The sequence below is a fragment of the Sphingobacterium sp. UBA1498 genome, assembly GCF_002325125.1.
Taxonomy (GTDB): domain Bacteria; phylum Bacteroidota; class Bacteroidia; order Sphingobacteriales; family Sphingobacteriaceae; genus Sphingobacterium.
Genome location: NZ_DCRG01000004.1, coordinates 308,147 through 329,471 on the forward strand (window position 1 = coordinate 308,147; position 21,325 = coordinate 329,471).

The following is a 21,325-nucleotide window of genomic DNA, read 5'->3' on the forward strand; positions in this document are numbered from 1 at the left end:
TATATATAAGAATAGTAATATGATAAAATACATCACACTACTTTTTTTGATTCTGCCATTTTTCGGATCAGCGCAAAAAAAGGAACTTACCAAAGAAGAGTATATTGCTCGTGTTAAGGCTGCTCCCGATTCTATCTCGACGTTGGTTGACTTGCGTAGAGTCGGAGGTTATGATCCTGTTTACACAGAGCTTCAGGCACTTTATAATTCCTTGAGTAATACTGTAAAAAACTCAAGTGAAGGGAAAGAGTTTCAAGATTATTTAAATACGTTAGAAACCGTTCAAATTGGAAAAATAGCACCAGCATTTACCCAAAATGACACCAGCGGAAACCCCGTCAAACTTTCGGATTTTAAAGGGAGATATGTGCTTCTTGATTTTTGGGCCTCCTGGTGTCCGGACTGTCGCGTAGAAAGTCCAGATCTTGTAAAAACATACCAACAATTCAAAGGTGAAAACTTTGAAATATTGGGAATATCCTTTGATAAGGACCGCAACTCCTGGATTAAAGCCATTCATGCCGATAAACTACACTGGAGACATGTTTCGGATCTAAAACGTTGGCAGAATGATGTCGGAACGCTATATGGTGTAAAATCTATTCCCCAGAACGTGCTGATTGATCCCAATGGAAAAATTGTGGCGAAAAATTTACACGGTGATGCTTTACGTGCAAAATTGAAAGAAGTATTGAAAAAGTAACCTATAGATGACCAATTCCAATAAAAAGACCATGCCTTTAAGAGCGCATGGTCTTTTTAGGTTTAATGACGACGGTGTTTCTCAACGCAAACTACAGCAAAACGTTTTCTGCACAAACTGATGCGTAAAATACATCCCGTAATCCTTACTAGACGCTTATTTACCAACCAAACAAGGCGCTTCTACTAACCAAATAACGCACTGAATATATCCTCTAACTTGGCGACAGGCCGAATTGCAATAGTATATTTTTTCGCATCCAGGCCTTTGGTATTGAATTTAGAAATAAATATACCATCAAACCCCAACTTTTCAGCCTCTTGTATTCTTTGTTCAATCCGATTTACAGCTCTTATCTCGCCCGATAATCCAACTTCACCTGCGAAAGTCAGATTAGAGCGAATCGGTATATCTTGCTGTGAAGAAATAATCGCTACCACTACGGCCAGATCGATTGCTGGATCTTCTACGCGCAGTCCACCGGCGATATTCAGGAATACATCTTGTGCACTCAGTCTAAAGCCAAAGCGTTTCTCCAAAACGGCCAAAAGCATATTTAACCGTTTCGTATCGTACCCCGTAGAAGAACGCTGTGCTGTACCAAATGCTGAGTTGCTCACCAGCGCTTGCACCTCGATCATCATTGGCCGCATCCCTTCCAGCATTGCCGCAATGGAAACTCCACTGACTGGCTCGTCACGTTGCGAAATCATAATCTCAGAAGGGTTGGACACTTCCCGCAGTCCTGACCCCTGCATTTCGTAAATGCCCAGTTCTGAAGCCGATCCAAAGCGATTTTTTACGGCCCGCAAAATGCGGTAGACATGGTGACGATCGCCTTCAAATTGGAGTACGGTATCCACCATATGCTCTAATACCTTGGGCCCAGCAATCGATCCATCCTTGGTGATATGCCCCACAATAAAGACGGGAGTACTCGTCTCCTTGGCAAACCGCAACAATTCAGCGGTACATTCGCGAACCTGAGAAACCGAACCCGGAGCGGATTCAATCTGTGCGGAATGTAAAGTCTGTATCGAGTCAATAACAATGACATTGGGCTGTACCGTCTCGATCTGCTTGAAAATATTTTGCGTGGATGTTTCCGTCAGGATATAGCAATTAGCTTTGGATGACTGTGACAGTCGTTCAGCCCGCATCTTGATCTGCTGCTCACTTTCCTCCCCGGAAATATAAAGTGTCTTGACTTGTGGAATGGATAAAGCTAACTGCAACATTAACGTTGACTTTCCAATCCCAGGTTCTCCACCGATAAGCACCAGTGACCCCGGAACAATCCCGCCACCAAGAACCCGATTAAACTCCTGATCAGGCGTGGATATACGAGACTCATCTTGGTAAACAATTTCGTGAATAATAGCCGCTTTATTCGCCCTTTTCGTATTGCCCCCAGTTGTAGAACTACGCCATTCGGGGACTTTTGAACTCCCTTTTTCGACCACTTCTTCAACAAAGCTATTCCATTGCTTACAGGAAGGACATTGTCCCATCCATTTGGGAGATTCATAGCCACAATTTTGACAGAAGTATGCTGATTTTGATTTTGCCATGCTACGAATTTACAAATTTATAGCTGTTAAAAGCGTAATGACATGGCCGCACGCATTACATCTTACCCAAGCTATTACACATACCTCAATAATGCGGCATGTATACCGGAACGTTACTGAAAAGCCTTAAAAAAAAAAGAAGTGTTTATTCTTCATTTTCTTTCAAAATTCGCAAGAAATTTTGTCCCATAATTTTCGCTATATCCACATGTGAATACCCTCGCTCCAGCAGTGCTTTAGTCAATAGCGGAAACTTAGAAACATCTTCCAAACCTTGCGGTGAGGATTCTATGCCATCGAAGTCTGAGCCTACCGCAACGTGATCAATACCAACTTTTTTGACCAGATAATCGATATGATCCAATAATTTCGACAATGGAGCATCCGCCTGTCGCTGAAGTTTCTTTGGCAACTTTTCATACATAGACCAAGTACTCAGTTTTGATGTCCCATCATCACCAAATTTGCTTAGATACAAACCCTTAAGCCTCGCTTCATAGGCAGGATCCAAAAAACCCGAATAAAAATTTACACCAACCACACCCCCATTGCTTTTCAGCGCCTCCAACTGTGCGTCTTTCAGGTTTCGGAAATGTGGACATAATTCAAAGGCATTACTATGGGAAACCAAGATCGGTTTTGTCGATACCGCCAACACGTCATAAAAGGTCTGTTCGCCACCATGGGACAAATCAACCATCATGCCCAGTTCGTTCATCTTCCGGATAATTGTTCGACCTTTCTCCGTCAACCCTTTATCCTTGGAATCCATGTTGTCTGATTCCATCGCGGCACAACTTGCCCAAGACAAATTATAATTCCAGGTCAAGGTTAAATATTTGGCACCACGGGCATACAGTTGCTCAAGATTATCCAGACTTTCTTCAATCATATTTCCACCTTCCACACCGATCAAAGCGGCTATTTTTCCTGTTTTTACTATCGAATCGATAGCTTGTGAAGACTTTGCCAGACTTATTTTATCGGTATTTGCCGCAATCATTTTTTCCAAGGCATCTATCTGGTCATTTGCGTGCTTGAATGCACCGGTTTTCCATTTAGCATCATCGGACCATACCGCAAATACCTGCACATTGACACCACCTTCCCGTAGCCGCAGCAAATCAGTAGCACCTGTTTTTAACCGTTGGCCAATATCTTTCCCCTGAAAAATGGATGCATAAATCACATCATTGTGTCCATCGACGACGACCATATTCTGGTGGATTTTTTTATAGTTTTGGCTATATCCAATAGAAGTACCTGCTGTCATTGCTAGCCCTAGTAATATGAGGCTCTTAATCATCGTTGACTTTCATTGATCGATTCATAAATAGCATCCTGAATTCTGCTTCTGATATTCAGATCCAAAAGCTTGGTCGTCACTTGAGGGTGTACCCGATTGGACAAAAAGATATAGATCAATTGATTTTGTGGATCAATCCAGATACATGTTCCAGTATAGCCTGTGTGACCAAAGACGGAACTATTTGCTAACTTCGATGGATATTCATTTTTAGGATTGGGATCCCAACGGTCAAAACCCAATCCCCGGCGACTGCTTGTCGATTGCCTGGATGTAAATAAATCTATTGTTTCCGTTTTAAAGTAGCGCTCTCCACCGTATTCTCCTCTATTGAGTAAGAGCTGACCATAGATCGCCAAATCGTTTGCGGTAGCAAATAGTCCGGCATGCCCGGCAATACCTCCAGCCATTGCCGCACCTTGATCGTGTACATAGCCTTCTAACAATGTTTTTCGAAAAGAGGTATCTTGTTCGGTAGGAACAATTTCTTCTTTTGCAAAACGTATTCTGGGAAGATAACCAGCACGCGTCATGCCCAATGGCCTATAGAAGTTCTCCTGCACGTAATCTTGCATTGGCTCAGCCGTCTGATGTTCTGCAACTTCCTTCATCACATACATGCTGATATCGCTATATACATAATTTCCTGTGGGCTTTACGGGAGATTTTAACATCTCTGGCCACATAAAATCACGGTAATAATCGTTGAGAATATAACTATTATCCGCCATTTTTACTTGATGGTTAGCATCCGGAACTGAAACGACGTCTCCAGCTTTCAGATATTTATAAAAGGGAATAAAGGGTGTAAAACCGGCCTCGTGCAACATGACGGAACGCAGTTTAATGTCCTTTTTATTGGTATACTTGGCCTGCCATAAGTAATGGCCCATGGTACTATCCAAATTGATCACATTCCGCTCTGTAAGGCGCATAATTACAGGTGTTGTGCCTGCTATCTTACTGACAGATGCCAGATCGAAAATATCATTTGTTTTTGTAGGAATAGCTTTGGAATAGCTGTGGAATCCATAAGATTTCTCCAGCAGAACCTGTCCATCTTTTACGATCATGACAACAGCTCCAGGCGTTGCTTGCTTATCAATGGCTTCTTGGGCAATAGCATCAATTTTCTTGGTCAATTTCGACAGATTCAGATGAGCGCTTGACGCAGAGCCGTACTGCAGTCTTGTCTGTGTAGTTTTAACATCACCAGCAGTGATGGGAACTCCACCAAAAACTGACATTGCGACGTGACGTTGTCCAGTTTCTGAAAAAGGGGCTAATAATTCGATCAAGTCAGACGATATGTGTTCAGTTAGTGTCTTTTTGCTTTTTTCATTTTCGAAAAAATGACAAAGGATGACTTTCTTATTGTTTAATACGGCCTGTTTCAACTGGGCGAGACAATCTGCATCCAAGTCATCTTCCTTTCCAGCGACAATAATTGTATTATAGTATTTTATATCTTCATCGAATTTACTAAAATCAAAAACTCTAGTGTCTGCATAACGGGCCAACTGCTCTGTAAACACATTATATTTTACTGCATTGGGAACAACAACAGCGATGCGAAGCCGATCTAGATTTTTCAAAGGCAGCAACTGATCGCGGTTATTAAACAGTATTGTTTCATTTTTAACATTAGATTTATATTGAGCAAACAGGGGGCTAATACAGAACAAACCTGCAAATAACACCCCAAAAAGTCCTTTTTTCATTCTGCTTTTATCGTTTTTTAGGTTCTATCAAATAAAAATACGAATTAAATACACAAGGAATACAGGACGGTTAAAAAAAATCAATTTTGTTACGTTAAAACTGTCTTCGAATTAAAATGTCTTTTTCCTTTAACTTTAGAGGTACAAGCAATCTTTAAGCGAATTTCAAATAGCCTTTGATTAGCCGGGTACCGATTGCATCCTGAGGGTTTTTTCTGTAAGTTTGACTAATGCCAGAATTGATTCAAGATAAAACCATATTTTCCTTACTGGAAGTTAGCCGCAGTATCCAAAAGACACTTGCAGAGCGGTACAAGAGTTTGTACTGGATTAAAGCGGAAATGAACAAGCTCAATCATTATACCCATTCTGGCCATTGTTATCCCGAGCTAGTCGAAAAACAGGACGGTAAAATTGTCGCTGAAATGCGGTCTATCTTATGGAAAACCGATTACAACCGTATCAACAACAGTTTTCTTAAGATTGCTCAAGAACCGTTACGAGAAGGAATTACGATGTTATTTCAGGCAAGTATCTCCTATGATCCGATGTACGGATTGAGCCTGCGCATTGTTGACATCGATCCGACATTTACCTTAGGCGAACTTGAAAAGGAGAAGTTGGACAGTATTCGAAAGCTGAAGGCAGAAGGCATTTATGAGTCTAATAAGTTGTTGGCCTTTCCAGCCGTTCCCAAACGACTAGCGATCATTTCGGTAGAAACAAGTAAGGGGCTTTCTGATTTTTACAAGATTATTAATCAAAACCTTTGGGGTTACCGCATCGAATGCACACTCTTCCTCGCATTATTACAGGGTGACAAGTCAGTGCCTTCCATTATCAACCAACTTGCCGTTATTGCCGAAAAAATCAGCTTGTACGATGTCGTTGCCATTATCCGGGGCGGGGGTGGTGAAGTCGGTCTTTCTAGTTATAACAATTATTTACTGGCGCGGGCTATCGCGATGTTTCCAATTCCAGTATTAACCGGTATTGGACATTCAACAAATTATACGGTCAGCGAAATGGTCGCTTATAAGAATGCGATCACCCCCAGTGAGCTCGCCGACTTTTTGATCCAAAAGTTTCACAATTTCGCTATTCCGGTCGATAAGGCAGCGGAGCGAATACAGCAACTTATTGCTACTCGGTTTAAAGAAGAGCGCAACATGCTATCTCAAACCGCAACGCATATTCAATGGGTCGGAAAAAGAGAAATACAAAGCGCCAGAACGGCCATTCAGCAATTTCAGCATGAACTTAGCGCCTTGATAAAATTGCGCTTTTACGAGCATAAGACAGCGCTGGCGCATACCGAGCGAATTATTCAGCTGGCTGATCCAATTCGATTATTAAAACAGGGATTTTCAATTACAAAAGTTAATGGAAAACTGCTGCAGTCGATTACCCAAGTATCACCCGGCGATGTCATACAAACCATACTCGAAGATGGAGAATTGCTAAGCACAGTGACGGATAAATTTCCAAAACAGGAATTGGACGAAGACAATGCATAATTTAGCGATTGGCAAAAAAATTTAAAGAAAGCATATCATAATGGAACAGAATTATACCTATACAGATGCCTTTAACGAGTTACAAACTATTGTAAGGGAAATTGAGAATGGTTCAACAAACATTGATGAACTCGCCGAAAAGATTAAAAGAGCATCAGACCTTATTCAGGTCTGTAAAGCCAAATTAACGGCGACAGAGGAAGAGGTGAATAGTTTATTACAGAAAATATCACCAGCAGAAGAGACCAATGAAGAAGAATAGAGAGATCTATCAAATGACCTCTCTATTAAAGAAGAAATTTCATCAAAATTATATAAGATTATAGAAGACCTTCAACCATTTGATGTACACTTTTCTGCGAAGCAAAGAATAGACTACAAGGGCTTTGATTTATCGGGAGCAACCGCATGAATGAGTGCACGCGCTAAAATTCTATTCGGGTCTATGACGATCATACCATTGTAATCTCGTTCCGGAATAGCCAAAGGTAACTCCGCACATCCCAAGATAATGACTTGTGCGCCCTTTTTCTTCAAGTCATCCATGGCCGATAATAAATCCTCCCTCGCCTTATTCGCAATCGGTACAGGCTGCGCTTTTATTCCATATTCAGCATCATAGATTGCATTATTTACCTTTTCCTGTTCCGTTCCTTCTGGTGTGACGACATCAAAGCCCTTTTCAATAAAAGCCTCCCGATATAAACTATATAGCTGCTCGCCTGCAGTAGAAATAACACCCACCATGTTATCAGGGTAGTTCTCGTCCACAAATCGCACGGTCTCATGAACAATATGCAATAGTTGTAACGTGCTTCCGGTGCGTGCAATTTCCTCTTTAACGACAGAAAAAATAGGCTCTGCATGTACGATATTTGACGGAATTGCTGCGATGGTCGCGCCCGCCATTTCCAATTTTTGTAGCACCGAAGCGATGGCCTTTCCAGGATTTTCATTGGATGCATCCAATAAATAGGCTTTCCGATCCGGGATTAAATGAGGACATGAGAACAATAATAGCGGCAAGTGTTCCTGATCGGATCTTGCCGCTGTTTCATCAATAATTTTTTTTGTAATATCTAGGCCGCTGTAAGGACCAAGTCCACCGACTATACCAATCATAATGCTATTATTATATCGATGATATAACCAATAGCATCAAAAATGGTTTGGAGAAATTACCATTCTATCGATTGATCTTCATCAGGAATTTGTGTATTTAACTGCCGCTCTAAGATTAATGATCCTGAAACTTTAAATTTAATTGCTGTGGTAGAAACTAAGGTATAATCGGTAAATTCATAATCGACATTATTTAAAGTAATATAACGATGTAATAAATAAGGACGGACAGCATCCATTTGTTCCGAAATCGTATAACTTGCGTCTTTTTTAACAGCAAACTTCATATTTGGATTTTCGGCTCGAAAAGTAACCCCTCCGGTTTCACTAAAGGTTGCAAAGATTTTATAATTCTTCCTGTCTTTACGATCTTCATCAATATTTCCCGCATAAAAGAAAATCGTATTTTCATCAACCACGTAACTTCTTATTTGACTTTTCACAATCGGTGTTTCACTTTCATGCCCATCCATCACAACTTTTAAGGCTGTCCCGCTGTACGTTCCTGAATAATTATTAAATGGATTGACACGTAGTAATGCTTTTTTGTAATGTTTTCTGGGATTGATTTTGTATTGCGCAGCAGGATCTTCCAAAATCGTCAGCGGAAGCACCCATTTTTCGGCCATATCAATTCCTTTCAACGAAAAATCAATAGCCATCAATGCTGTATTCTCTCCTGTTTTTATGTTCACCGTTTCGGGAATAGAAAAATAGCTATTATCCAGCTGTTTGTAATAAAAATCTTGCCTGTTCTGAAAACGTTCATAATTCAATATGCCCAATGTATCAGCGTCTACACCAACGCGTACGGAAAGATTCATATCATTTGTTGTCGATCCACTCACTTCCAGCGGCTGTAAAAATGTAGTTTTTTGTCCGTCTTTATAACGGACATAAATATTGGCGACTCCCTCACTTTCCAGAGGGGCCTTAAATGAGACATAATGTTCAAATTGCTCCTCTTTCCATTCGTCGTTGCAGGCGTTGCAGACGAATAACACCATCAGGAAAAAAAGCTGTATCGATGACTTTTTCATAAATTTTATAATTGATTAATCATTATAAGTCCAACCAGGATTTTGTGTTAAATTCTTGTTGCGTTTAAGTTCTGTATGGCTGATTGGCCAAAACCACATTTTGTCTGCGAAGGTCGTTTTCAGTGTCCAAATCGCAACGGGTTGGTAAAAGAGATCACGTTCTTTTTCATTCATTAAGACATTACAGCCATAAACCGGCAGGGCTTCTTCCACTGGAGCATCCATCCAGCGACGTAAATCATAATAACGTTGTCCTTCGCCCATCAGCTCGATGAAACGTTCACGCTTAATCGTACGACGCAATTCGTTTTTACTGCCATATACACTTTCCGGATAATCCGGAACTCCCGCCCGGATCCGTACAGGCTGAATACCTTTTTTAATTTCAGCGATGTCACGACTTAAAGTGTAACTCCCCCCCCGCCACGATGGAATTGTAAAAGAACCACTTAATTCATTTAATGCTTCGGCATACATCAATAATATGTCTGCGTAACGGATTGCAGGCTCTGCCTTGGGTACCACACGTGACCCTACACCACCTTCGTAAGTATCACTCGGGTGAACAAACTTTTTAACACCAAAACCCGTACGCAACCAATACCCATTGGCGGAGTTAAAGCCATTGCCTTTGGGATCTGCACTGTAATAAAAAACTTGCTTATTACGATTTTCCTCTTTTGTCTCATTCAGCAGCGTCCAAAAACTTCCGCTGTAAGCTACTGAGGCGTAAAACCTGGGTTCACGATTCGCATATTGCAGAGAAGCACCTGCGCGCAGTGGTCGGTATTTTTTTGCATTATAATCGTCCTGGGTAACATATCCCGTACTTCTGTTTGAGCCGTTACCTCGACCTATTTCCTTATCTTTACCCGGTACATCTGTACCATCATTCATATAATACGCATCGACTAGTTTCTGTGTCAGTCCGTGGGTATTCCATCCTGTCGCCGAGCGTGGCAATTGATGAATAACCATTTGGTCAATCCCTTCATTGGGCTGGTTGCTACCACGGGTAAATATCAGTTCCGGATTGCCTGAGGCAGACAACGTACCGTCGAAGACCTGTGCATACGATTTCATGGGGTCAATATTTGCCCATCCTTCAGGCCAGCTTTTAGCTGAAAAATTGTGATCTTCGGGAGGTTTGACGGTAGCATCATCACCAGTCTCCTGAAAAGGCGCTGTATACAGCTTGTACACGCCGAGCTCGATTACGTCTCGTGCGGCAGCTGCAGCTTTCGCCCATTTCTCTTCCTTGAATTCTGCTGAAAGCAAGCGTTTACCCTTTTTATCGACCAATAATGCTGCATAACCGGAGTTATTACCATTGGCCAATGGACTTGCGGCGTAGAGTAAGACTTTGGCACGGGCAGCCAACGCCGCCCCCACAGTTGGTCGAGCAGAGCCATCTTGTCCGCGCTTCATCCCTAAAGACTCCATTTCTCTAGCTGCCTGCAGCAGTTCATCACTGATATAGGTTGCGCACTCCTCATAGGTGCTCCGCGGAATCGCCAGATCATCATAGCTATCCGTATAATCCAGTCCTTCATCCGGCAACAGCGGAATGGGCCCATATTTACGGAGCAACAGCCAATAAAGGTATGCCCGAGCAAATCGTGCTTGCCCACGATAATCCGAAATTTCAGTTGCCGACATCTCACTGTTCATGTATATGTTCTGAATGAAGGTCGACGCATTACGAATGCCCCGGTAGGATTGCGTCCATGTACCCTGTTTATCACTTTCAGTATATTGGCCCATTTTGAACATGTTGTAAGAGAGTTCATTTTTTGAGGGATCATAATCTCTATCTCGATCACCGTAATACATGTCATCAGCAAAACAATGCGGCGTCAAACCTTTACTGGCAACATCAGCATTCTCTCCTTTAAACTCCTCAAATACATGCGCTAACCATTCTTCCGAATATACCTTACTTTTAAAGGTCTTCTCTATATTAAGTCGATCCTTAAAATATTGATCGGATTTCAAATAATCCTTTTTGCAGGATGAGACAAAACTTGCTCCCAGCACAAGCAGCATTGCTACGCATATTTTATTTCTTTGCATCTTTCTTGATTTTATAGGTTGACATTGATACCAAATGTAAACGACTTAGGCAATGGATAATCTTCACCCCTTGGCGTCGCTAGCTCCGGATCCCAAAGCTTGAACTTTGACCAGGTCAGCAGATTTGAACCAACTAAAAACAAACGGATGCTATTGATTTTTATCCGGTTGGTCATTTGCTTTGGCAGGGTATACCCGATGTCCAAGGTTTTCAAACGAAGGTATTGCCCATTCTTCAACCAAAATGTTGACTCTCTAAAGTTATTCGGATTAGGACCATAACTCAACCTCGGATAAGAAGCATTCGGGTTTTCTGTCGATGGATCACCGGATATATCAGCCGAAATCCAACGGTTATCGCCCATTACCCCCTTCAACACTTGTCCCCATTCACCTTCACTAAACGCATAAACTGTTTTTCCATAGGTAAAGAACGTCGATTTACCAGATCCCTGAAAGTGCACACTAATATCCAGGTTCTTCCAGCTTGCTGACGCCCCGACACCGTAGACTAGATTCGGACGTCTTGTTGCTCCGATAGCGACACGATCACCGTCGTCGATGATGCCATCACCATTAACATCCTTATATTTAATATCGCCTGGTTGGTAGTTGCCAAATGTTTGCTTAGGACTATTGCGTATGTCATCATAATCTTGGAATAGGCCTAAAGCAATGAGTCCTTTTGCCTGATCAACCCGATAGCCTTTTTGGTTTTGATAGCCATACACGTTATATTCCTCATCGATCTCCGTGATTTCATTCTTACTATAGATAATATTACTTCTGGCAGTTAAATTGACTTCGCCCACTTTCTGGTTATATAGTAGGCGTCCATCAAAACCTCTTGATTTTACCGCTCCCACATTCGCGCTTGGTATAGATTCTAATCCGACTAGCGCAGGCAAATAATTTCGAGCCATATATATGCCCGTACGTTCCTCATTGAAGAAATCTAAATTGGCAACTATCTTATCTTTAAAAAGCGCCAGATCAAATCCCAGGTTCTTTTTAGTCGCCATCTCCCAGGTCACATTGGAGGAAGATACCTGACTATATTTCATTCCGCCATAGTATCGGTCGAAACCATAGTCTGCCCACTGATACCCCCCTTCGGGAATCCATACCTGGTCTTCAAAACGTCCGATTTCACTAATTGTCGATAGATAAGGGAAGCGTGCGCCACCGGATAACTGATCGTTACCTACTCTTCCCCAGGAGTACCGGATCTTGAACATATTCATCCACGAAATATTATCTTTCACAAATGGCTCTTCGCCGATATTCCAGGCTGCAGAAACCGCAGGAAAAAAACCATATTGTCGACCCGGGGCAAAATTTTCCGAACCATTATAGCCAAAATTAAAATCAGCGATGTAACGTGACTTCCAATTATACGTTACCCGGCCAGCTAAGGCCTGATTTCTTCTTGCAATTCCATTTTTGATATCATCGCCAAGATTGACTGTGCGAATAAGTGCATCACGGGTAAAACGGGCCACGGCACCAACAGTATGATTCCCGATACTACGATCATAGTTAAACATCATATCATAGAATTCGCGTCGCTCGCCACTGGCACTGCTGGCCTGATATAACTCTCGCGGATTTGAAATATGTGTGAAGATCAAATTACCATTCTCATCACGGGCGCGTTCTGCGCGCCATTGTTCAGGCCATTTACGTCGCGATATTGTATTATCGTTATTGGTATCATATCCAATAATTCCCCTAAAACGTAACCCCCTAGTTATAAAGTCAAAATTTTGTTCAATGGAGATATTGGTCTGTATATTGTTTTGCCAATTTTCATTGTATCCTGTCTGCGTAGCAACTACCCAAGGATTGGTCTGATTTCCTGTTCCAATGGCAGGAACATAACCATTTGAATAGATTACCGGCGTGCGAATGGGAGAATATCCAAATAACACTCCCCAAAAATCATCGTCTCCTAAACCTGGACTATTTCTTTTATTGAGAGAGCCTGCAATACCTATTTTTAACACGGTACTTTTAGTTACGTTAATATCTGTATTCAACCGATAATTATACCTTTTGTAATTTGCGTTGGTATTGTAATCATTCCGTAGCGTTTCGTCGGTCTTATACATACCACCTTCATCGATATAACTTCCCGACAGAAAATAACGTGCTGTGGCTCCACCGCCTGTCATATTCAGATTCGCCCGGTAAGTCATCGCTCCGTCTTTGAGCAATAAATCTTTCCAATTTACATTGGGATAGAGATCCGGATCCAATCCCAAACGTAGTATTTCCAATTCTTCAGGTTGATAAATCGGGGCAAAATTTCGTGTAATACGTGCCTCGTTCAATAGATTTGCATAGGTAACGCCGTCTTCAAATTCAGGTGTAATGGTACGGCTATTATAGATATTCTCATCTTTAAAATTAATACTGATCTTACCATCTTTACCGCGCTTTGTTGTAATTAAAATGACACCATTTGCCCCTCTGGAACCGTAGATTGCGGTCACAGCGGCATCTTTCAGGATATTAATGGTTTCAATATCTTCGATATTAATGTCATTGATATTCCGCTCGATATTATCGACCAAAACAAGAGCAGAAGCACCTCCACCAAAGGTCGAAATACCGCGGATCCAAAACTCGGTAATATTTTTTCCTGGCTGACCAGACTGCATCATACCTAAAACTCCAGGCGCATTTCCAATTAAAGCGTTACTAATACTCGATGTTGGATTTCCTTTCATATCGTTGACGTTAACACTACTGGTCGCTGCAGTCGATGTCAGTGTTCTTTGTGTACCCGTACCGGTTACGACAACTTCATCGAGCACACTGGTCTCCGATTCATTCAGTGTCACATCGATAACGCGATTATCTTTCACCAGTATTTCCTGCTTTTTGTAACCAACAGATGAATAGACCAGCGTCTTGTATCGCTCTACTTTTATCCGATAACTCCCTTTATTATCTGTTGTTGTTCCTAACCCCGGCGCATCCTTCACAAAGATGCTGACACCAATAATTGGTGCCTTTTGGGCGTCGACAACGACACCCGTTACTTCCAAAACATCCTGTGCCAGCGCACCGAAAGTGGCACAGAGGAGTAACATACATGTAAATACTATTTTATTCATCATCTTATCACAGGTTAATCTTGGTTATTTTCATCCATCTCCTCTAACGCGATTTTACGGATGCGTCGATTCTCGCGGTCGCCAATATAAAAAGCTCCCTCTTGCTCATTGTAAGCGATACCTGATGGACGGTCAAATCTCGCTTCTTCTCTCAAATCACCATTGACATAACCATAAGGGTTGCTATTGAGGCTTGAGCTTCCTCGACCAGCAAATGTGGTTACAGCTCCCTCTGGTGTAAGCACACGAATCGCATGATTCATCTGGTCCGTAAAATAAAAGTCATACTGATCAGGTTTTCCCGCTTCTACGTAGGTTTGGTTTTTCACGAATACACCTTGGTATGGTTCATTTACACGAGCGGAAGAACCTACACCATCTTTGTACCCCGATTCCCTAACTTTTCCGCAAACCAGATAAGGTTGATTAAAACGTTTCTTTTCCCAATTGTAATCGGCACGCATAATATAGCCCTGGTTGATCACCAAGATATAAGCATAGTTACCACTTGGATGAATCAACGCGCGGTATTCCCATTGTGGATCCTGAATAACATATAGAAACTCTGCCTTCGTTGTCTTATCTGTGAAATATTGATTGAGGTCAAAACGGTAAAATTCCCCTTTTGCGTAGCTATTAAAGTACATTTCACCATTTACGGGATGAATTGACGCTCCATTACATTGTTTACTTCTTGTCAGGACTTCCTTATCGAGGAAATTCCTTGCTCGCGAAAACAATAAGGTAGATTCATCATTTTCGCCACCACGATCCTGCGAAACAATCATATAATTGCCGTCTACAGAAAAGTCGACACTACGAGGGCGATCAAAATCCGACCGTTTTTTAGTAATTGTGCTATCCTCGAAATTGATCAGATACAGGCCATTATTATTATCGAAGGTCATCCAAAGATGCTTTGGGTTTAGGGGATCAAACTTCATAAAAGAAGAAAGCCAAAAACCACTTGCCATCTTGTTCTGATCAGCATCTTTAAACTTCCCGTCTTTCCAAGGCTCATCGCCACGTGAATTTCGATAACCTGCTAGGGTCGACACCACCAATTTACGCTGATAGTCAAAAGGCTCTTGCGCCTTACCGATAACAGGCTTTTCTTGAGCGCCAACGCGCACTTCTATATCCCCTTTAAATGCCTGTTTTGGTACCAGACAATAAAGGGATTCACCCAAAGCGTTGATTACCACAGCTTTTTTGCCCCCGATAAATACCTGTACATTTTTTGGATCGTTTCCAAAATTTTTCCCATAAATCACCAGTCGTTGCCCCATACCACCTGATTTAGGCGCAAAGTCCGAGACAACAACAGGTTGTGAAGGATCAAATGGCACACCCTCTGAAATGCTGCCAATATTGTCGTTCTTACAGCTTCCAAAGCCCAAAATAAGCACTGTAATGGCCCAAATCAACCGATTTAGGAATCCATTATTAGCAGCTATCTGTTTAGTTCTCATAAGGTTTTTAATTGATTAGAGTTTATTTTTATAAACATGAGTATATCACCTTCCATGAATCCTTGATTCACCGATTTGGTACATATTCATTCATTTTTTAGCAATACATACCAGCTATTTTAGGGTAATTTTAAGACGAACGGATTGATGCCCGCCCTATTATCGGGCGAACGCTTAGTTTTGACGTATACATAATTGGTTATTTTTTTTAAAGCTAAATGGTATTAGCTATCCTAAGCTAAAAAAAGACTTTACGACAATAGTTTCAAAGTCTTCTGGTTTTTTAAATTTATAGTTCTAATAATTTTCTAATTGATTCCCGCAATTCATATTGACCTCCAACATTACCTTTCCCAAGATTTGCACTAGCTTCTTCACAAAGAAGATGGATGATTAATTTCTGACTTGATTTTCTAAATGCTTCTCTAAGGTTTTTCTTTCTATAATTGATTAATCAAATTTAGAGATTGTAACGATTCTGATAGGATAGAATTATCTCAATAATATGCGGATTTGTATCATGACTACATAAAGGGGGCTAGTAGCTGTTAACAGATGTTATTCCTGAGGCCTTTCGACTTGTATCGCCTAAGACGATCAATCTAATTGTCTCCTCTTCATCTTGATGATAAACATCTGTTGTGAGTTGGGTGAATAGAAAGAAAAACCGTTTGGCGAATGATAGAAAGCGGGATTGTATATCTCTGCTGAGCCTCCGGCCTCACTGACAGTATAGAGGCTGGGTCTAAATCCATTATACTTTTCTTTCTCCACCACCAATCGGGGAACCTTAAATCTAAAATTTTTACCAGCGACATTGGTTTCAAAAAAACCTTGGCCACGCCAATTGTACACACTAAAACCTCCAGCTCCCCCGCCAATGATATGGTGATATTTCATCTTATCTTCTGGATAGAAATATAGAAGCCTCACATCTTTAGGCATTTCAAAACCTACCTCTCCACTCCGGAAAACATCTTTACGATATCTATTTCCACTCTCCTCATCCGATACATTTGTATAACCTAGCAGTTTCTGCCATAACAGCTTCCATTTTCCATCGGCATAAAAGTAGGTCTTTCTATACCAGACGCTATCATTTCCAAATGAGCTAGAAAACCAATATTTCGCACTCTTATTTATCTCCCTTGTCATGGCCTCAACCTTTTCATCCGCCCAGATCAGATCAGTATTTAGCTCAACCAAACGACGTTTAGTAGTGTCGCCATTAAGCGGCCAGGTCGTATAATGCCCATCTTTGTCACTTGTATACACCATAAAATCATCAATGAACTGCACCTGATAATCGCTGTAAGATGAATAAATGGAATCTGTTACAACCCCGGTTCTATCTATTTTATAATAACGGTAATCAAAGCTCGTTTCATCATCTACCTTCGCATCACATTCTAGGATCAATTGACCATTAACCGAGGGGAAGATACGAATAGGATTTGGAGAGGCACTACTTGTAACTTCGACCTCAGCAATCAACCTTACCTCAAAAATATCAGAATTGTAATCCCCGTTAATTTCCTGCAAATCAGAATACTTAACATCCAAAGGTTGACTATTATGATCTATTATTAACTTTTTACTTGAAAGAAAAACATAAAATCCGACAGCAATTAGTAATACAACACTGCCCCATATCCACATTTTTTTCATCTCTTATTTCGTTTATTATTTTATGGTGACGTTATAGTATGCCATCTAATAACTTTTTTGCTTCAGCGTTTATAGGTATTCGTTAATTACCTTAGTGATTATCTATATGCTTGGTATTCTAATACACATTTAGACGCCTTTAATACGAATGGGGCCTTTGATATCATTGAGATCAATGGCCTTTCCCTTTTGGGTGATCAAAACTTTCCCCTGATTCTGCAATGAAATAGCTACATTGACAACTTCTTGCATATGTGCACGCCAATCCTTTGGAAAAAGTTCCCTGGCAATTTCAGAAGGACAGAATGTCTTTTCGCTACCACGGGCTTCGGCAGCTGATAAGATGCTTTCAATTATTGCCTCTTGCTTCATAGTGTAGTAACAGAGAAAAGCTTCTTGAAGTTTTTAATTGAACACTTTAGGTATCGTTTTTAAGTATGTCGTAGCGTCAATAGACAAGTTATTATGTCTTCTTTTTCTTGCAACGCTCTGAACAATATTTGACATCTGCCCAATTTTTCTCCCATTTTTTACGCCAGGTAAATGACCTTCCACAGGTCGCGCAAATCTTCTGCGGTAGATCTTGCTTTTTAACCCCTTTCATCTTTCCATTGTTTTTTCATCGAACCGTATTGCACATTGGCTTCTGCCTGCTTCCATCGTTTATAGAACACTTCTGCCGCTGCAGCCTTCTCCCTATCACCCGTCCCACGTTCCATTAGCGCATAATCATCTTCCTTATCGTACTTTTTCCCTCCTTTATAGTTGGCGTAGCGACGTGCACGCGTGTATCCCATCTGCAGATACTTGCGTGCCATGTCTGCTCCAACAAAGTCATCCGCTTTTAGATAATCTTCGAACAAATTGAAAATCTTCTCACTGCTCTCCTCGGCAATGGCCTCAGTTTTAAAGCGCCAATAACGACCAATTTCCGATTTATACGGTTCACAGATCAACACTCCCTGTTCTCCTTTACCAACTCGGTATTCGGCTGGTTTCAAACGATAATCAATATCGGGCTTCCAAGGGTAGTGCTTTTTATCAAAGTTCAGGTAGCTCGGCTTTGGGGTGCTCATACGTATATTTTAGATTTTTACCTTTCTTTTAATAGGGCTGTGTGTTTTGTGCAAGTTTATGGTCACTATATTATGCTCATTTCATAAAGCTACCCCTATTTAGATAGGTAAAAAACTGCATTTCGGTACAAATAGTTTGGCTAAATCTATCATATTTTGATTCTGCTCATTTTTTTTGCAAACAAAATCAGCTCCTATAACCAGAACATTGATATACGAGCAGTTCGACAGTCCAAGGTGAGCCAACCTTGTCTCGAACGCTTCTCAAAGAAATCCAGAGGCGGTTTCAACGGCTATCCGACGATGTAGCGATATCATCTTCAGGGGACTGTTTCATCACTAACTCCCTATTAACTTCTAACTTTTATCGAATTGGTCTCGGCTTTTCCTCGAATTTTACCCGAGGCAGATCCGAAGCCCGCCCGAAGAAAGTTCGAGCAATGCTGGGAAAAGAGCAGGAATTGGTCTGGTATTGGTTGGCTGTAGGTTTTAATCGCAGATATGGCATGGCTTCCATTTTCAATCGATAAATTAAATAATAAATTTCAAAATTATACCTACCAAAAGCGTCCCAATTAAAAAATCTTCTATCCCCACTACCGCAGCCCAAAAGCTAAGTCTTCATAGATTTTGAACTCATATTTAGGTTTCTTATTTTAGCCATTCAAGAACCGTTATTATGCCATGAAGAGAAACCGATTGATCCTTGTGCTCGTTTTTGCCCTATTGTTTGTTTCCTGCAAAAAAGAAAATTCTGGACAGGATATGACTAACCTCCTGAAAGGAAAATGGCACTTAAAAAGTTATGAAACTACCCTTTCCAAGGGTGATAAAAATGGAAACAGTAATGTTCAGACAGACAACCTACCTTACCAATATCTGATTTTTGATGGTCGTGACAGTGCTTCATTACGGTTGATGGAGCCGTATTTTATCGGTTCAATTAGTACCGAAGATGGCGGAAAATGGGATCTACCAGGCGCAGATGTAAGCATTAAAGACGGTAGAATCCAGACCAGAGAACCTATTTATTACCGCAAATATTATTATCAGGTCGCAGGAAACCATCTCTTGCTTAAGGAAAACAAGACATTTAATCCATCCGCATGGGTAGAGAAATGGGGAAACCCTGCGACAGGAATTGTCGATTCCCTCGCAGATTATTACCCAAAGCTCAGGAAAGATATAGATTGGTGGGATATATCCGTCGATGAAAATTCATTAAAATTGCAGCAGGAAATCAGCTATAGCGGCAAGGATAGCTTTCGTTCCAAAGTAATAATGGTCTTTTCAAGAGATTAGAGAAGGGCCGCTATTTCTACCCGTATACTCTGTAAGAAAAAGCTGAAAAACAAAAAAGCCTGCAAATATTTAATTTGCAGGCTTTTCTATGTGTTGACTTTTAGATCTGTAGCCCGTAGGGGAATCGAACCCCTGTTTCAAGAATGAAAATCTTGCGTCCTAACCCCTAGACGAACGGGCCTTTTAGGCAATTCCAATAACATTGTTGTTTTTGGAGTTGCAAATATAGACCTTAAAATCAGTATTCCAAAAATAATTTTAATATTTTTTAAATAAGATCAAAACCGATATCTCTTCGGAAGTATTTTCCTTCAAAATAAATTCTTCCCGCATCTGCTGTAGCCTGTTGAAGGGCTTCAAACAAAGTATCCTGTAATGTGGTCACGGCAATGACACGCCCACCTGCTGTAACGATCTTGCCCTCTACTTCCTTCGTACCTGCTTGAAATACGATGGACTCTTTGACATTTTCAATATTGGTTATCTCTTTTCCAGATTCATAATCTCCGGGGTAACCGCCGGCAACCAACATCACTGTTACTGCAGTTTGAGGCGATACTGTATAAGAGCGTTGATCCAAATTGCCTTGAGCAACACCTTCCAATAAATCCAACAGATCCGATTCAATTCGTGGCAATACGGATTCAGTTTCCGGATCCCCCATACGAACATTATATTCGATCACATAAGGTTCCCCCTCCACATTCATCAGTCCAATGAAGATAAACCCTTTATAAGGAATACCATCCTTTTTAAGTCCCTCTACTGTTGGTCTGATAATGCGCTCTTCAACTTTATTCAAAAAAGTCTCATCCGCGAAAGGAACAGGAGATATCGACCCCATGCCTCCAGTGTTTAGACCTGTATCGCCTTCCCCAATACGTTTATAATCTTTTGCAGAAGGAAGCACTTTATACGAATTGCCATCTGTCAAAACAAAAACTGACAATTCAATTCCTTTTAAAAATTCTTCAACAACCACAACCCGGCTCGCTTCCCCAAATTTAGAATCTGCAATCATCGCCTTTAACTCAGCTTGAGCATCCTCTAGGGTCTCGCAAATCAGTACCCCTTTACCTGCAGCCAGACCATCCGCCTTCAGCACAATAGGTAATTTTTGCGTTTCAAGATACGCCAGCCCTTCGTCCAAGGATGTCGCATCAAAGGACCTCGAAGCTGCTGTAGGTACACCATGGCGATCCATAAACTGCTTTGAAAAATCTTTTGAGCCTTCCAGCTGAGCACCCTCCTGTTGCGGTCCTATAACGGGGATATGCTTTAAGTCTTCCCGGTTTAAGAAGTAATCATGAATACCTTTAACCAAGGGCTCCTCCGGACCTACCAGCACCATGTGCACATTATTTTCCAGAACGAAGGTAGCAAGTGCTGCAAAGTCAGTAACCTTAATATTTACATTCTGACCATACGCACCCGTTCCTGCATTGCCTGGAGCAATAAACAATTGATCTAAACGTGGACTTTTCGACAATTTATAGGCAAAGGCCGATTCACGACCTCCTGAACCGATTATTAGGATATTCATAACACAAAGATATTTTTTTTATGCTAATTTAAGGTATCAGTGGTTTTAAATAAGACTAATATTTAATTTATAAATTGATTAAAGGAAAA

17 protein-coding genes and 1 tRNA gene are annotated in these 21,325 nt (G+C 41.1%); 4 read left to right on the plus strand and 14 right to left on the minus strand.

Annotated features, from left to right (window positions below):
- The first annotated feature begins 19 nt into the window (after positions 1 to 19).
- Positions 20 to 703 carry a peroxiredoxin family protein gene (locus B3139_RS04185; RefSeq protein ID WP_293880079.1) on the plus strand — a complete coding sequence of 228 codons (684 nt, stop codon included), beginning with the start codon at positions 20 to 22 and terminating at the stop codon, positions 701 to 703.
- Positions 704 to 888: 185 nt separating this feature from the next.
- Here B3139_RS04185 and radA read toward each other — a convergent pair whose 3' ends face one another.
- From radA to B3139_RS04200, 3 genes are all read right to left on the minus strand, one after another.
- The gene (gene radA / locus B3139_RS04190) at positions 889 to 2,274 is read right to left on the minus strand and encodes a DNA repair protein RadA (protein ID WP_293880081.1); all 1,386 of its coding nucleotides are present in this window, start codon (positions 2,272 to 2,274) and stop codon (positions 889 to 891) included.
- Between the two features lie 145 nt (positions 2,275 to 2,419).
- Complete coding sequence (locus tag B3139_RS04195; RefSeq protein ID WP_293880083.1) at positions 2,420 to 3,580, minus strand: dipeptidase; 1,161 nt, start codon at positions 3,578 to 3,580, stop codon at positions 2,420 to 2,422.
- Complete coding sequence (locus tag B3139_RS04200) at positions 3,577 to 5,301, minus strand: serine hydrolase domain-containing protein (protein WP_293880085.1); 1,725 nt, start codon at positions 5,299 to 5,301, stop codon at positions 3,577 to 3,579. The genes B3139_RS04195 and B3139_RS04200 overlap by 4 nt, the downstream gene beginning before the upstream one ends.
- Positions 5,302 to 5,531: 230 nt before the next feature.
- Here B3139_RS04200 and xseA point away from each other — a divergent pair, with 230 nt between their 5' ends.
- Both xseA and xseB read left to right on the plus strand, forming a co-directional pair.
- Positions 5,532 to 6,818 carry an exodeoxyribonuclease VII large subunit gene (gene xseA / locus B3139_RS04205; protein WP_293880087.1) on the plus strand — a complete coding sequence of 429 codons (1,287 nt, stop codon included), beginning with the start codon at positions 5,532 to 5,534 and terminating at the stop codon, positions 6,816 to 6,818.
- Between the two features lie 40 nt (positions 6,819 to 6,858).
- Positions 6,859 to 7,080 carry an exodeoxyribonuclease VII small subunit gene (gene xseB, locus B3139_RS04210; RefSeq protein WP_209577096.1) on the plus strand — a complete coding sequence of 74 codons (222 nt, stop codon included), beginning with the start codon at positions 6,859 to 6,861 and terminating at the stop codon, positions 7,078 to 7,080.
- Between the two features lie 113 nt (positions 7,081 to 7,193).
- On the opposite strand, the gene B3139_RS04215 is transcribed toward xseB, so the two are convergent.
- The 9 genes from B3139_RS04215 to B3139_RS04255 all read right to left on the minus strand — a co-directional run bounded on the left by B3139_RS04215 (position 7,194) and on the right by B3139_RS04255 (position 18,391).
- On the minus strand, positions 7,194 to 7,940 hold the full coding sequence (locus B3139_RS04215) for an aspartate/glutamate racemase family protein (protein ID WP_293880089.1): 747 nt from the start codon (positions 7,938 to 7,940) through the stop codon (positions 7,194 to 7,196).
- A gap of 56 nt (positions 7,941 to 7,996) precedes the next feature.
- Positions 7,997 to 8,980 carry a DUF4973 domain-containing protein gene (locus B3139_RS04220; RefSeq protein WP_293880091.1) on the minus strand — a complete coding sequence of 328 codons (984 nt, stop codon included), beginning with the start codon at positions 8,978 to 8,980 and terminating at the stop codon, positions 7,997 to 7,999.
- A 15-nt stretch (positions 8,981 to 8,995) separates the two neighbouring features.
- Positions 8,996 to 11,053 (minus strand): RagB/SusD family nutrient uptake outer membrane protein, encoded by a 2,058-nt coding sequence (locus B3139_RS04225; RefSeq protein WP_293880093.1) that lies wholly within the window; start codon positions 11,051 to 11,053, stop codon positions 8,996 to 8,998.
- Positions 11,054 to 11,064: 11 nt separating this feature from the next.
- Complete coding sequence (locus B3139_RS04230; RefSeq protein ID WP_293880095.1) at positions 11,065 to 14,178, minus strand: SusC/RagA family TonB-linked outer membrane protein; 3,114 nt, start codon at positions 14,176 to 14,178, stop codon at positions 11,065 to 11,067.
- 11 nt (positions 14,179 to 14,189) lie between these two features.
- Positions 14,190 to 15,647: an IPT/TIG domain-containing protein gene (locus B3139_RS04235; protein WP_293880097.1), complete on the minus strand. Its 1,458-nt coding sequence runs from the start codon at positions 15,645 to 15,647 to the stop codon at positions 14,190 to 14,192.
- Positions 15,648 to 16,244: 597 nt separating this feature from the next.
- Positions 16,245 to 17,315, minus strand: a complete 1,071-nt coding sequence (locus tag B3139_RS04240; protein ID WP_293880099.1) for a hypothetical protein — start codon at positions 17,313 to 17,315, stop codon at positions 16,245 to 16,247.
- Between the two features lie 129 nt (positions 17,316 to 17,444).
- Positions 17,445 to 17,687: a DUF3253 domain-containing protein gene (locus B3139_RS04245; protein WP_293880101.1), complete on the minus strand. Its 243-nt coding sequence runs from the start codon at positions 17,685 to 17,687 to the stop codon at positions 17,445 to 17,447.
- A gap of 91 nt (positions 17,688 to 17,778) precedes the next feature.
- Positions 17,779 to 17,919, minus strand: a complete 141-nt coding sequence (locus tag B3139_RS04250) for a DUF2256 domain-containing protein (protein WP_293880103.1) — start codon at positions 17,917 to 17,919, stop codon at positions 17,779 to 17,781.
- Positions 17,906 to 18,391, minus strand: a complete 486-nt coding sequence (locus tag B3139_RS04255; RefSeq protein ID WP_293880105.1) for a DUF4385 domain-containing protein — start codon at positions 18,389 to 18,391, stop codon at positions 17,906 to 17,908. The genes B3139_RS04250 and B3139_RS04255 overlap by 14 nt, the downstream gene beginning before the upstream one ends.
- 684 nt (positions 18,392 to 19,075) lie before the next feature.
- Here B3139_RS04255 and B3139_RS04260 point away from each other — a divergent pair.
- Positions 19,076 to 19,693 (plus strand): hypothetical protein, encoded by a 618-nt coding sequence (locus B3139_RS04260; RefSeq protein WP_293880107.1) that lies wholly within the window; start codon positions 19,076 to 19,078, stop codon positions 19,691 to 19,693.
- Between the two features lie 109 nt (positions 19,694 to 19,802).
- Here the strand turns inward: B3139_RS04260 and B3139_RS04265 are convergent.
- Together B3139_RS04265 and purD are read right to left on the minus strand one after the other, a co-directional pair.
- Positions 19,803 to 19,874: transfer RNA gene (locus tag B3139_RS04265), tRNA-Glu, on the minus strand.
- Positions 19,875 to 19,961: 87 nt separating this feature from the next.
- Positions 19,962 to 21,236: a phosphoribosylamine--glycine ligase gene (purD, locus tag B3139_RS04270; RefSeq protein ID WP_293880109.1), complete on the minus strand. Its 1,275-nt coding sequence runs from the start codon at positions 21,234 to 21,236 to the stop codon at positions 19,962 to 19,964.
- Between the last annotated feature and the right edge of the window lie 89 nt (positions 21,237 to 21,325).